Below are 12590 nucleotides of genomic sequence, written 5' to 3' on the forward strand. Positions count from 1 at the left end.
TCGACGTGCTCGACCACCGCGGGGTTCGTCATTGGGCGGTGCGGGCGACGGTGGCCGCGTCCAGCTGCAGCGCAGCCGAACTGAGCAGTCGCGCCGGTGCCGGGTCGGCGGGGCGGCGCAGGTGGAAGTCCGAGACCGCCTGGTGCGCGGCGGCGACCTGCAGCAACCGGTCCTCCTCGTAGGGCTGGCCGCCCAGGATGACGCCGACCGGGGCGAGCGGCCCGCCGTCGTAGGCCGGAGCCTCGCCGATCGGGAACGCGATCTCGGGCAGGCCGAGGATGTCGAAGGGCACCGGTGAGGTCTGCAGCACCACGTCGCACTGCGTGAACAACCCCGAGAACAGTTCCTGCAACAGCCACGTCTTGGCGCGCTGCCCGGTGATCCACTCGTCCCCGGAGAGCAGCAGGCCCTGCAGCCAGGACAACGAACTCACCCCGAACAGCGACAGGTCCTGGCGCAGCCAGTGCCGGAACGGCTCAGTGCGCTCGGAGAGCCGGATCGCGTTGAAGGCTCCCGTGAGCAGTTCCCAGTCGGTCGGGTAGGTGACGTCCACGAGGGTGACTCCCGGGACGGCCGTCACGCGGTCGAGGAAGCTCTGGCGGGCGGCGGCGACCTCCGGGGTGAGGTCGGTGAAGAAGTCGCCCGGAACCCCGATCCGGGTGGCCCGGCGCAGCTCGACCCCCCTGGCGCCGTAGACGGGCGTCGCCGCCGTGACGAGGTCGGGGACCTTCGGCAACCCCAGCGTCCGCGGGTCCAGCGGGTCCGGGCCGGCCAGCACCGACAGCACGATCGCCGCGTCCATGGCGTCCCGGGCCAGCGGGCCGGAGTGGTCGCGGGTGAAGGACAACGGGATGATCCCGTGGATCGAGGTGCGGCCCATCGTCGGTTTGAGACCCGTGAGGTTCTGCCGGCGCGACGGTTCGGTGATGCTCCCGCCGGTCTGGGTCCCGATGGAACTCGTCGCCAGCCGGCCCGCCACCGAGGTCGCGGGCCCGGTCGAGGAACCGCCCGGGTCCACGGTGACGTCCTCGGGGGTCCAGGCGTTGACCGTCGTGACGACTCCGGCGGGGGTCGTCGCGCGGGTCGTGGCGAGCGGGCCCATCTGTCCCTTGCCGAGGACGATCCCCCCGGCCGCGGTCAGTCGGGACACCGCCGTCGCGTCGGTGTCGGGGACGAAGTCGGCGAAGATCCGGGAGTTCGCGGTGGTCCGCACGCCGGCGGTCCAGTAGTTGTCCTTGATGCACAGCGGGATCCCGGACAACGCCCGCCGCACGTCGCCCCGGGCGTCCACCTCGGAGGCCTTCGTCAGTGCGCTGTCGGCGGTCACGGTGTTGAACGCCTGGTAGGTGTCGTCGAACCGGTTGATCCGGTCGAGGTGGGTCTGGACGAGTTCGGTCGCGGACAGGGTGCCGGCCCGCAGCATCGTCAGGGCTTCGGCGATGGTCGCCTCGGTGGGGTCGTCCACGGCGGCCGCGCGCAACGTCACGTCGGGCGCGGCCTGGGCGGTGGGGGACACCGCGGCAGCGGCTGCGAACGTGGCCCCGCCGGAGGCGGCGAGGAACGTCCGGCGGTTCAGGGCGCGGCTCACGCGGCACCCCCTTCCGACCCGGGGGCCCAGGCCGTCGCGATCGAGGGGTAGAGCAGTGGCGCGGCGGCCTGCTGCGCGGCCTCGGGGGAGGCGACGGGCGGTTCCCAGGCGTTGAGCTGCGGCACGGTCTGGACGAGGAACGCGCGCAGCGACTCCAGGGCCGCGGCGCGGGTCGGGACCCCGGTCGCCGGGTCGGCGACCTCGGGGAGTTGCGCCAGGTCGACACCGGCCAGGGCGAGCCGGGTGGTGATGAGGGTGTCGAGAGCTTCTTCGCTCAGAGTTGCCAGGTCGATCACGAGGTTCCTCCGCATCAGGATGGGTCACCTGTGACTGTGGTGACTCCTGAGGCGGGGGGAAAGACCTCCCGTGTTACCTGCCGGTTACGTCTGTGCGTCGGAGGGGGTGGCGTTGTCCTCGTCGGAGTGCTCGACCCGGCTGCCGGCGGTGCGCATGTGCGTCCGCATCGCCGCTTCCGCGCGGTGCGCGTCGCGGGCCGCGACGGCCTCGTAGACGGCGCGGTGCTCCACGCAGGCGGTCTCGGCCTGTTCCCGGCGGCGCAGCCCGCGGTCCACCCACAGCCGCAGCAGGCTGCGCGTCGTCTGCAGGAGATCGCCCAGGACGTCGTTGCCGGAGGAGCGGGCGATGGTGACGTGGAACAGCGCGTCGGCCTCCACGAAGGCCGGGAGGTCGTCGAGGTTCGCCTCCATCTGCCCCAGCGAGGTGCGCAGGGTCTCGACGCCGCCGTCGTCGATGCGCTCCGCGGCGAGCGCCGCCGCGTGCACCTCGAGGGCGCTGCGCACCTCGGAGAGCTGCGAGGTGTGCTTGGCCGAGAGCATGAGTCCCCAGCTCAGCGTGGTCGGCAGGAGTTCGGACATGCTGTCGCGCAGGTAGGTCCCCGAGCCCGGACGCACGGTGACGATGCCGAGGACGTCGAGAGCGGCTAGCGCCTCGCGGACGGCGGAGCGGCCGACGCCGAGTTCCTCGGCGAGCTGGCGCTCGGGGGGCAGACGGGAACCGGGGGCGAACTGACCGGAGGACAGCAGACCCGTCAGCTGGCGGACGACCTCCGACACGGCGCTGCCGCGGGGGACGGCCTTGAGTTCCATCTGCACGAGCGCAGGGTCGTCTCTGCGGTAGGCCGGCACGCCGTCAAGGTACCCGACAGTGGGGAGGGGCACCGGTCAACCGGTTGACACACAGACGGGTGCCGCGCACGATGCGGAGCCGGACCGGTCCGCGACGCAGTGGTCGGAGTCAGGGGAGACGCGTGAGCGAGCGACTGCAGGGCAAGACCATCCTCGTCACCGGGGCCGCCTCCGGCATCGGCCGGGCGGTGGCCGAGGGGTTCGTCGCCGAGGGGGCGCGGGTCGCCTTCACCGACCGCGACGGTGCCGGCGCCGCCGAGGCGGCGCGCGCGGCGGGTGGCGGATCGTTCGGCCTCACCCTCGACATCGCCGACGAGAGTTCCGTCGAGGCCGCGTTCGCCGCGGTGCTCGAACGCGGGTCCACCCTCGACGTCGTCGTGGCCAACGCCGGGGTGCAGTTGTTCGGCCAGGACGCCCCGATCGCCGACCTCGACCTGGCCGTCTGGGAACGCACGGTGGCCGTGAACCTCACGGGAACCTTCCTGACCGTGAAGCACGCCGTGCGCGCGATGCTGGCGACCGGTGGGTCCATCGTCCTCACCGGTTCCCCGACGGGCCTGAACGGCGAGGGCCGGGACTTCACCGCCTACTCCAGCACCAAGGCCGGGATCCACGGCCTGGCCCGGACCGTGGCCGCCGCCTACGCCGACCGCGGGATCCGGGTGAACACCGTCGTCCCCGGGTACACCGAGACACCCCTGGTGACCTCGATCTCCGGCGACGCCGGGTCCCGGGCCGCCATCGTCGCCCGGACCCCGCTGGGTCGCCCCGGCCGCCCCGCCGACGTCGTCGGCATCATGGTCTACCTGGCCAGCGACGAGTCCTCCTTCGCCACCGGCAGCCTGTTCCGGGTCGACGGGGGGATGACGACGTTGTGAACTCCCTCGACCTCGGCGGGATCTGGCGCGACGAGGAACCCGGACCCCGCCGGGTCGACCTGGGGCCGTGGTCGCTGGAACTGCGCCGGGGCGGGTCGTTGTCGAACCTGACCTTCTCCGGGGTCCCGGTGCTGCGGGCCGTCCGCGGGGTCCTGCGCGACCGCGACTGGCGGACCGCGCCGGCCACCGTCCTCGACGTCACCACGCGCGACGGGGAACTCCGGTTCCAGGGCCCGTTCCACGACGAGGGGGGTGAGGACGTCGTCGACGCGACGTGGGAGATCGGCGCCCGCGCCGACGCCGGGACGCCCCTGCGGGTTCGGCACCCGGACGGCGCGTGGACGGCGTCGGAGTTCCCGGTCGCCATCGCCCCGCACCAGCCGGCCCGCGACGTCGCGGAACTGCGGTGGAGCCGCCCCGGGGTCGACGTCGCGGTCGAGTTCCGTGGCGACGTGTTCGAGTTGGAGGACCAGCGCAACTGGAGCGACGCGTCGTTCAAGACGTACAGCACCCCGTTGTCCGAACCGTTCCCCGTGCGGCTGGAACCGGGGGCGGTCGTGCGCCAGCAGGTCGTGGTCCGCTGCGCACCCAACGCCCTCCCGGCGCCCGTCCCCGCCCGGCCCACCCGCGTCGACCTGGTGGTCACCGACGAACCGTTGCCGCAGTGGGGGACCACGTCGGACGTCGAGGGTTTCGCCGGGCCGCTGCTCGTCGACCTGGTCACCGCGGACCCGGAGTGGCCCGGGGTGCTGGAACGCGCCCGGCGCTGCGGACGCCCCCTCGACGTCCGCATCGTCACCGACGATCCGGCCGAGGTCGGGGCCGTGGTGAACGCGACGCACGGCGTCGAGGTGCTCCGGTTCGGCGTCCACTCGCGCACGACGCACGTCAGCACCCCGGAACTCTGGGCCGCCCTGCGCGCGGCCTGCGCGGGGCTCACCGCCGACCTCGTCGCCGGCGCCCGGTCGCACTTCACCGAACTGAACCGGACGGTGGAGGTGGTGCCCGCGGACGCCGGGGTGGTCTTCGCCAGCACGCCGCAGATGCACGACACCGGTCGGAACCAGGTCCTCGAGGCCCTCACCGTCCAGGAGCTCACCGCCCGGCAGGCGGTGGCGATCCTCCTCGTGGCTCGAAGGGTTTCGCGGCCTGGGTGGTCGCGAGCGCCGCCGCCTTCGCCGTTCCCGGGGTCGCGAGCGTCAGCTTCGGCGACGTCGACGGTCTCGCGGCCGCCGGCCTGCGGCTGCTGGCCGGGCTCGACGGGTCGCGGCGGTTGCGGCTCGCGCCGGGATGCGTTCTGCCGCAGGGGGTCCACCTGATCGGCGGTCGCAGGGCCGGCGGTGACGTGGTCCTGGTCGTCAACCTCGCCGACGACGTCCGGGTCGTCGACCTCGCCGGAACGGATCTCGTCCTCGAACCCGGTGAGGTCCGCCGCCACGTGGCCTGACCGGCCGCGGTGCGAGAACTGGAGGTGAGGGTAGGCTAGCCTTGACTAGTGCACCGTCGATCCGTCCTCGCCGCGCTGGCTGCTTCCGGCGCCCTCACCACCCTCGCCGCCTGCGGAGGCGGTGACGACTCCACCACCCCGGGGTCGGCGTCGTCGCAGACCACCTCCTCCGCCGGTGACGGCGTCTTCCCCGTCACCATCCAGCACAAGCTGGGTTCCACGACGATCGAAGCGGCCCCCACCAAGGTCGTCACCGTCGGCTACAACGAGGAGGACTTCGTCCTGGCTCTCGGCGTCACCCCCGTCGGGGCCCGCACCCCACTGGGCAGCTACGACGCCTCGAAGCGCCCGTGGGCCGTGGACCTGCTCCCGGCCGGCGGGATCACCTCGGTCGGGCAGGCGGAGCTGAACTTCGAGACGATCGCCTCGCTCGAACCCGACCTCATCATCGGGGCCTACGCCTACCTCGAGCAGGCCGACTACGACAAGCTCTCCCAGATCGCTCCGACCATCGGCGACCTCGTCCCCGCGGGGCAGGCCGCGAACTCGACGGCGGCCGCGAGCTGGCAGGAGGAGCTCGCCGCCATCGGGAAGGCGCTGGGCAAGGCCGACGAGGCGAGTTCACTGACCGACGAGGTCGAGGGCCAGTTCCAGACCGCCGCCGACGCGCACCCCGAGTTCACGGGCAAGACCGTCAGCGTGGTGCTCTTCAACGAGGGCTACTACCCCCTCGACTCCACCGACCCCCGCGGGAACTTCTTCCTGCAGTTCGGTTTCGACGAGAACACCGCCGTGGACCCGAAGGGCCTCAGCGAGGAACAGGTCGGGTTGCTGGACACCGACGTGCTCGTGGTCCTCGGGCGCAGCGCGGCGGAGTTCGCGAGCAACCCGGCCGCCGCCGCCCTGGCCGTCGTGACGCAGGGCCGCACCGTCTACGTGCCGACCTTCGACAGCGACTTCGCCGGCGCGCTGGGCAGTTCCAGCCCGCTCTCGTTGCCGTACGCGATCGAGCAGGCCGTCCCGGCGCTCGCCGTCGCGGCCGACGACGACCCCGGCACGGTTCCCGGCACGCTCTGAGCGTCGGCGGGGTCAGAACGAACCCCGCACCCCGCCGAGCACCACCATCGAGAGGACGAACGCCCAGCCGCCCCGCAGCCGCCGGGAACTCGTGCGTTCCGTGGGGCGGCCCGGTAGCGGCCCGCTCAGCAGCAGGAACGCGGTCACGCCGAAGGGCAGGGAGAACAACCAGAACCACGCCCAGCGGGTCGCGCGCCAGGGCGGGGCGGCGTTGACCAGCACCACCAGCCCGCCGAACCCCTGCACCAGGGTGAGGACGCCGACCCAGGGGGGAACCCCGAGACCCAGGACGGTCCACGTGGAGCCGAAGTGCTCGGGCACGGTCTCGACCGGGACGCTGCGGTCCCAGGACGCCACGAGCACCCTGACGTCCGGCGCGGTGCTCGTCCCGCCGAGGACCTGGCGGTTCTCGGTGCGGTGGCGCTGCCGGCCTTCGCGCCAGGAGACCTGCTGGGTGGCCTCACCCCTGGTCGCGTCCGGCGGCAGCCCGCCGGAGACCTGCACGCTCGACACCCGGCCCGCGAGCACCGCTCCTTCGAGGTCGGCGACGGTGGACTCCCGCACTCCCAGCGCCAGCGCCGCGAGCACGGTCACGGCGGTGAGGACCAGCAACGCCGTCCGGACCGCAGCCCAGCCCCGCCACGCCGCCCGGGTCGGGGGCAGGAACTCCGTCGGCGCGCTGATCACGACGCGAAGCTACCGTTCCGCGTTCGCCCGCAGACCCCGATCGAGGAACTCGATGAGCCAGTCGAAGCTCTCGTCGACGTCGGTGGCCATCTGGAAACCGTCGGAGGCCTCCAGGGTGGCGAACCCGTGCAGCACGCTGCGCAGCATCCGCAGGGCGTGGACCTCGTCGGCGGGGTCGAGGCGGTAGCCGTGCAGCACGGCGGAGAGGGACGCGAGGGTCCGCAGCGAGGCGGCGACGAACGGGTCGTCCGATCCGCTCGCGCGGACGCCGACGGTCGCCGCGTAGCGGCCGGGGTGGGCCTTCACGTAGCGCCGCAGCGCCTGCGCCGCACCGGCCAGCGCCTCGCCCCCGGCCCGGCCCTGGGTGGCGTCGCGCAGCGCGTCGCCGACCTCGGTGGCGGCCAGGACCGCGATGCGGTGGGTGAGGTCGGCGAGGCCGTCGACGTGCTTGTAGAGCGAGGGGGTCTTCACACCGAGCCGTTCGGCGAGGCCCCCCATGCTGAGCTGGGTGATGCCGATCTCGTCCGCGAGCGCGGCGCCGGCCTCGGTGACGGTGGCGGGATCCAGTCCGGCTCTAGGCACGAGCGGGCTCCGCGGGGAGGGTCCGGGCGAGGAAGGGCAGGACGAGGGCGAGCAGTGCGTCGGGCGTCTGGGTGTGCGGGTAGTGCCCGGCGCCGTCGATGACGGCGAGTTCGCCGAGACCGGCGGGCAGGTCGGCGACGATGCGTTCCCCTTCGGCGCGGGGGTCGGCCCAGTCGGGGTCGAGACCGCCCTCGACGACGAGGACGGGGCAGCGGACGTTGGCCAGCTGGGCGCCGGCGTCGACGGGGGAGGTCTTCGTCATGCCGCGCAGGGCGGCCATCCGTTCGGGCCGGGCGAGGGTGTCCTGGATGCGGGCGCGTTCGGCGTCCCAGTCCGCGGGTCGGGTGGGGAAGGCCAGGTCCAGGTAGGCCAGCCAGCCCTTGAGGCTGCCGGTGGTCATGACCTTCCCGAGCTGGAGCGTCCCGCTGCGGTGGTTCTTGTTGCGCAGCAGGCCGACGAGGTCCACGGACTGCTTGCGGGTGAAGGGGGCGAGCTCGACGACGGCGGAGATCACGTCGGGTGCGGTGGCGGCGGCGATGGTCGCGGCGCCACCGCTGATCGACTGGCCGACGATCACGGCGGGGCCGCCGAGGTGGCGGACGAGGGCGACGAGGTCGCCGGCGATGTCGGTGCGGCTGTAGCTCGCCCAGGTCGGGCTGGAGTCTCCGCAGCCGCGGAGGTCGACGTTGGCGACGCGGTAGCCGGCGGCGACCAGGGCGGGGGCGACGAAGCGGTAGGAGTGCCGGCTGTCGCCCATCCCGTGGGCGAGGACGACGAGCGGTCCCGTGCCGGTCAGGTCGTAGGCGAGGGTGCCCTCGTCGGTGGTGAGGTGCTGGAGCATGTGGTCCTCCGGGCTAGTGGCTAATTGCGTTAGCTAAAAGCTAAGACCATTAGCCGTAGCTGTCAACTAGCCTGCTGACGTGACCTCAGCGGACGAGTTCGGCTACCTCTTCGTCCACCACGTCGAGGACCCCGACGGGCACGGCGAGCAGGTGTTCTTCTCCCTCAGCGACGGCGACGACCCGAGGTTCTGGCGCCGGCTCAACGGGGGAGCGCCCGTCCTGCGGCCGACGCTGGGCACCGGCGGCATCCGCGACCCCTTCCTCGTGCGGGGGGACCGGGAGTTCTTCGTCCTCGCCACCGACCTGCGGATCTACGGCGGCGACGACCGCGGTTGGGACGCCTGGACGCGCCACGGTGCGCGCAGCATCGTGGTGTGGCGCTCCGTCGACCTGCTCACCTGGTCGGACCCGTGGCTGCTCGAGGTCGCCCCGCCCGAGGCCGGGATGGCCTGGGCCCCGGAGGCGAGCTTCGACCCCGGCAGCGGGGAGTTCACCCTCGTCTGGTCCTCGGCCCTCTACGACCCCGCCGACGTCGAGCACGCGGGCGACAGCTACAGCCGCGTCCTCACCGCCAGGACGCGGGACTTCCGCAGCGTCGAGGGGGTCGAGGTCCTCATCGACCGCGGGGTCGCGGTCATCGACACCACCGTCCACCGGTTCCCCGGTGCCGTGCTCCGGGTGTCCAAGGACGACTCCCGGCTGCCGGGTTCGCGCAAGCTCTTCGCCGAGGTCGACACCGGTGACGGTTTCCGCGTCGTGGCCGAGCGGATCGCCGACGACCTCTACGCCGACGTCGAGGCCCCCGTGCTGGTGCACGACGCGCGGCGCGACCGGTGGTTCCTCTTCGTCGACCAGTTCTCGGTGCGCCCGCAGGGCTACCTGGTCCTCACCAGCGACGACCCGCTCCGGGGCGGGTGGTACCCGTTGCCGCCCGAGGAGTTCCACGTCCCCGCGAACACCAAGCACGGCGGGATCCTCCCGCTGCGGGCGGGGGAGTTCGAGCGCGTCGAGGCCCGGTTCGGCGCTCAGCGGCCCTGAACCGGTGCACCCCCGACGTGGTCGCCCAGGACGTCGCGGACGCTGGTCCACGCGTGGGGGCCGTAGCGGTCGTTGTCGACGTGGCGCAGCTGCGCGTGACCGCTGAACATGCTGGCGAAGTACTGCATGCCCTGCCAGGCCGGGAAGGTCTCGTCGGGGTCGCGGGACAGTGATCTGGCGACCTTGCTCATGGCTGAGAGGGTTCCCGTCGTACCGGCCCACTGCAGCCGGAAGGGGGTTCCCGTCAGTTCCGTCATCGTCCGGGCGACGTCCCGGGCGCAGACCCGCGAACCCGCGACCTCGAGGACGCGCGGGGTGTCCGGGTCCAGGACGGCGAGCGCGGTGAAGCGGGCGACGTCGTCCTTCGTCGTGAAGTCGAGCACCTGGTCGGGCGAGGACCAGAACAGGACCCGACGGCGGCCGAAGAGGATCATCGGCGCCTCACCCGTGAGCAGGTCGGTGAACATCCCGTTGAGGATCGACGTCGCGCGGACCGGTGCGGCGTCGACGTCGGCGGCGAACTCCCGCCGGAGTTCGAAGTTGCGGTTGCTGCCCGGGGCGATGCTGCGGTAGTCCGCGGAGTAGTCCGAGGGGACGAACCGCGCGACGCCGGCGGCGACCGTGGCCGCGAGCAGGGCGCGCTGGGCGTCCACGATCACGGGACGGGTGCCGCTGACCGCGGAGACGACCACGTCGACCCCCGTCGCGGCCGCGGTCAGAGCGGCGTGGTCGGAGTAGTCGGCGACGACCACCTCGACGCGGGGTTCGGCACCGAACGACGTGGTGGCCGTCGTGCTGCCGGGGCGGGTCAGGACCCGCAGACGGAGGTCGTGCCGCAGGAGTTCGCGGACGATGCGGTGGCCGAGGTCGCCGGTGGCGCCGGCGACGAGGACGGTGGTGGTCACGGGGTTCGTCTCACTTCTTCTCGGGAGCAGTGGTCGGTCGACGTGATCGACCGGGGACGGCCAGGGGGACGTCGGGAACGGCCGACGCGCCGGACGCGACGTCGACGGCCGTGAGGGCGACCCGGGCCAGGAGGTGTCGCAGCCGGGTCCGTTCGGCCTCGCTCAGGTGCCGCATCAGGTCCGCCTCCGCCGCGCGCAGGGCGGTGCGGGCCGCGGCCAGCGCCGTCCGGCCCGCCGGTGTCGGGTGCACCTGGCGGACGCGCCGGTCGACGGGGTCCGGGCGTCGTTCGACGAGCGCCGCCGCCTCGAGCGCGTCGACGACGTAGGTCATCTGCGTCTTGTCGATGCCGAGACGGTGGGCCAGCGCGAGCTGCGAGGAGAGTTCCTCGGTGGTGACCGCCACGAGCACCTGGTACCCCCGGGGCCCGGCCGGCACGTCGGCGACCGCGGTCGTCCCGGCGCGGGAGAAACCCTGCTGCACCGCGGCCAGCCCCCAGCCCAGCTCGGTCTCGATCCCGCCGGCGTCCCAGTCGATCTCGGGCAGGGGATCCACCGCTCGCAGAGAACTCGTCACCCCAGGACTGTACGTCCTACAGAACGTCATGTCCAAGGATCATCTCTCATGGAGATGGTTAAGCCTGCGAGCGCACGGGAGACCACGCCACGGCCGACGCCACGGCCGTCGTCCCCTTCACCCTCGACGTCGCCCAGGCCGACCTCGACGACCTGCAGCGTCGCCTCGTGAACACCCGGTGGCCCCGGCTGGGGGCAGTTCACGACCCGCGTCGACGGCCCAGGCCTTCGCGGGCCGGGAACGCCTTCCACCTCGTGATCCCCAGCCTGCCCGGGGTCGGCTTCTCCGGGAAACCCACCACGACCGGCTGGACCCTCGGCCGGACCGCGAAGGCCTGGACCGTCCTGATGCAGCGTCTCGGGTACCCGAGGTGGTTCGCCCAGGGAGGCGACCTCGGCGCCTCCGTCACCGCCGAACTCGCCGCCCTCAAGGCCACCGCCACCATCGGCCTCGCCGGCGTCCACCTCACCACGGCCCTGTTCACACCCACCGACGAGGAGGTCCGGGCGACGACCCCCGAGGAACGGACGATGCTGGAGGGGTCCGGCTACCACTGGCGGGTGCTGTCGGCGTACTCGCAGGAGGTGTCGACCCGACCCCAGACCATCGGGTACTCCCTGACCGACTCCCCGGACTGGCGTCCTGGATCGACGCGATGTTCCAGGACGTCGGAGTTCCCGCTCGAGGACCCCCTGACCGTCCCGGTCGGGCTCAGCGTCATGCCGGGCGAGTACGTCCGGCGGTCCCGGCGGCGGGCGAACGTCGCTACCCGGACCTCGTCCACTTCGGTGAGGTCGCCCGCGGTGGCCACTTCGCACTGCTGGAACAGCCGGAACTCCTCGTCGAGGAGATCTGGACGACGTTCCGTCACCTCTGATGGTCCGACCCGCTCCTCGGCGTGAGGTGGATCCCGCCCAACGTGCAGCGGACGGAACCCCCGGCGAGTTCCAGGGTGGGGACGGGGACCGGCAGCAACCGCACGTGGTTCTCCACGACCGCGCGGACCCGGTCCGGGAGAGCCCGTTCGGCGCGTTCGGAGAGGGCGAGCAGGCGTTGCGAACCCTGGAGTTCCAGGCAGTTCCCGGCGAAGTTCCGGATCGCCTCCCGGGGCAGGTCGACGACCTCGCGGCCGGAACCCTCGAGGGCGGCGACCAGCTGGCGGCGCTGGCCCGCGTCGGTGAGGAGCCCGGTACCGACGAGCGCGACGTCCGTGCCGACGGACATCAGCACGTTCGTGTGGTAGACGGGAACCCCGTCGTCCTCGGCGTCGACGACCACGGGCTCGAACTCCAGTTCCCGGCAGAAACGCTGCAGGAGAGCCGGGTCGGTGCGGCGGGAACGGCACACGAACGCGGTGCGCGAACGGTGGTCCAGGACCATCGCGCCCGTCCCCTCCAGGGCCGTCCCGGGGGTGACCCCCGCGCCCAGGTCGAGGGTCCGGGTGACGACGTAGTCACGGGCGAGGAGTTCCAGGACGTCGGCGCGACGTTCTCCCCGTCGGTTCTCGGCGTGCATCGGGTAGACCACGACCGTGCCGTCGGGGTGGGTGGAGAACCAGTTGTTGCAGAAGACGCTGTCCGGGGTGGTGTGCCCGGTGTCCTCGACGAGGTGCACCCGGACCCCGTGCGCCTCCAGGGTGGCCGTCAGGGCGGTGACCTCGGCGTGGGCCGGGCCCGCGGTGTCCCCTCCCCGCGCGGGCCGCTGGAAGCTGTTGTCCGCGACCGTCTCCGGGTTCGGACGGAAGTGGTGCGGCCGCACCAGCACCACCGCGGCCGGGGCCTGGGCGGTCCCGGTGGACGTGGGCGTGTCGAGGGTGGCGGTCACCCC

Annotated in this window: 13 protein-coding genes and 1 pseudogene; 5 read left to right on the forward strand and 9 right to left on the reverse strand. The window is 72.8% G+C overall.

Going from position 1 to position 12590, the window contains the following annotated elements; genetic code table 11:
- Positions 1-28: 28 nt before the first annotated feature.
- From SJY07_RS17530 to SJY07_RS17540, 3 genes are all read right to left on the reverse strand, one after another.
- Positions 29-1588 (reverse strand): amidase, encoded by a 1560-nt coding sequence (locus SJY07_RS17530; protein WP_380160829.1) that lies wholly within the window; start codon positions 1586-1588, stop codon positions 29-31.
- Entirely contained in the window at positions 1585-1884 is a 300-nt protein-coding gene (locus SJY07_RS17535; RefSeq protein WP_328292942.1) for a hypothetical protein, read from the reverse strand. The genes SJY07_RS17530 and SJY07_RS17535 overlap by 4 nt, the downstream gene beginning before the upstream one ends.
- Before the next feature lie 84 nt (positions 1885-1968).
- Positions 1969-2694: a FadR/GntR family transcriptional regulator gene (locus tag SJY07_RS17540; RefSeq protein ID WP_380162396.1), complete on the reverse strand. Its 726-nt coding sequence runs from the start codon at positions 2692-2694 to the stop codon at positions 1969-1971.
- Positions 2695-2855: 161 nt separating this feature from the next.
- On the opposite strand from SJY07_RS17540, the gene SJY07_RS17545 reads away from it, so the two are divergent.
- From SJY07_RS17545 to SJY07_RS17555, 3 genes are all read left to right on the forward strand, one after another.
- Positions 2856-3611 carry an SDR family NAD(P)-dependent oxidoreductase gene (locus tag SJY07_RS17545; protein ID WP_328292941.1) on the forward strand — a complete coding sequence of 252 codons (756 nt, stop codon included), beginning with the start codon at positions 2856-2858 and terminating at the stop codon, positions 3609-3611.
- Positions 3608-4930 carry a hypothetical protein gene (locus SJY07_RS17550; RefSeq protein WP_380160831.1) on the forward strand — a complete coding sequence of 441 codons (1323 nt, stop codon included), beginning with the start codon at positions 3608-3610 and terminating at the stop codon, positions 4928-4930. The genes SJY07_RS17545 and SJY07_RS17550 overlap by 4 nt, the downstream gene beginning before the upstream one ends.
- Before the next feature lie 176 nt (positions 4931-5106).
- Positions 5107-6135 carry an ABC transporter substrate-binding protein gene (locus tag SJY07_RS17555; RefSeq protein ID WP_380160833.1) on the forward strand — a complete coding sequence of 343 codons (1029 nt, stop codon included), beginning with the start codon at positions 5107-5109 and terminating at the stop codon, positions 6133-6135.
- A 12-nt stretch (positions 6136-6147) separates the two neighbouring features.
- Here the strand turns inward: SJY07_RS17555 and SJY07_RS17560 are convergent, their stop codons facing one another.
- From SJY07_RS17560 to SJY07_RS17570, 3 genes are read right to left on the reverse strand one after another with little or no spacing between them, the layout of a single operon-like run.
- Positions 6148-6822: a hypothetical protein gene (locus SJY07_RS17560; RefSeq protein WP_380160835.1), complete on the reverse strand. Its 675-nt coding sequence runs from the start codon at positions 6820-6822 to the stop codon at positions 6148-6150.
- A 9-nt stretch (positions 6823-6831) separates the two neighbouring features.
- Positions 6832-7404 carry a TetR/AcrR family transcriptional regulator gene (locus SJY07_RS17565; RefSeq protein WP_380160837.1) on the reverse strand — a complete coding sequence of 191 codons (573 nt, stop codon included), beginning with the start codon at positions 7402-7404 and terminating at the stop codon, positions 6832-6834.
- The gene (locus SJY07_RS17570; RefSeq protein ID WP_380160839.1) at positions 7397-8245 is read right to left on the reverse strand and encodes an alpha/beta fold hydrolase; all 849 of its coding nucleotides are present in this window, start codon (positions 8243-8245) and stop codon (positions 7397-7399) included. Before SJY07_RS17570 ends, SJY07_RS17565 begins: the two co-directional genes overlap by 8 nt.
- A 79-nt stretch (positions 8246-8324) precedes the next feature.
- Here SJY07_RS17570 and SJY07_RS17575 point away from each other — a divergent pair, with 79 nt between their 5' ends.
- Positions 8325-9284: a glycoside hydrolase family 43 protein gene (locus SJY07_RS17575; protein ID WP_380160841.1), complete on the forward strand. Its 960-nt coding sequence runs from the start codon at positions 8325-8327 to the stop codon at positions 9282-9284.
- Here SJY07_RS17575 and SJY07_RS17580 read toward each other — a convergent pair.
- Together SJY07_RS17580 and SJY07_RS17585 are read right to left on the reverse strand one after the other, a co-directional pair.
- On the reverse strand, positions 9272-10189 hold the full coding sequence (locus SJY07_RS17580) for an NmrA family NAD(P)-binding protein (protein WP_328292934.1): 918 nt from the start codon (positions 10187-10189) through the stop codon (positions 9272-9274). The two genes, SJY07_RS17575 and SJY07_RS17580, sit on opposite strands and share 13 nt — an antisense overlap.
- Before the next feature lie 10 nt (positions 10190-10199).
- Positions 10200-10763 (reverse strand): MarR family winged helix-turn-helix transcriptional regulator, encoded by a 564-nt coding sequence (locus SJY07_RS17585; protein ID WP_380160843.1) that lies wholly within the window; start codon positions 10761-10763, stop codon positions 10200-10202.
- A gap of 152 nt (positions 10764-10915) precedes the next feature.
- Between SJY07_RS17585 and SJY07_RS17590 the strand changes: the two are divergent.
- Positions 10916-11640, forward strand: a pseudogene (locus SJY07_RS17590) (alpha/beta fold hydrolase).
- Here the strand turns inward: SJY07_RS17590 and SJY07_RS17595 are convergent.
- Entirely contained in the window at positions 11631-12587 is a 957-nt protein-coding gene (locus tag SJY07_RS17595) for an arginine deiminase-related protein (RefSeq protein ID WP_380160845.1), read from the reverse strand. The pseudogene SJY07_RS17590 and the gene SJY07_RS17595 sit on opposite strands and share 10 nt — an antisense overlap.
- Between the last annotated feature and the right edge of the window lie 3 nt (positions 12588-12590).

Origin of the sequence: Kineococcus sp. R86509 (genome assembly GCF_042466365.1) — a bacterium.
Taxonomy (GTDB): domain Bacteria; phylum Actinomycetota; class Actinomycetes; order Actinomycetales; family Kineococcaceae; genus Kineococcus.

Coding starts and splice junctions, on each gene's coding strand:
- SJY07_RS17540 (WP_380162396.1), bottom strand. CDS start 2,694: ATGGAACTCAAGGCCGTCCCCCGCGGCAGCGCCGTGTCGGAGGTCGTC.
- SJY07_RS17570 (WP_380160839.1), bottom strand. CDS start 8,245: ATGCTCCAGCACCTCACCACCGACGAGGGCACCCTCGCCTACGACCTG.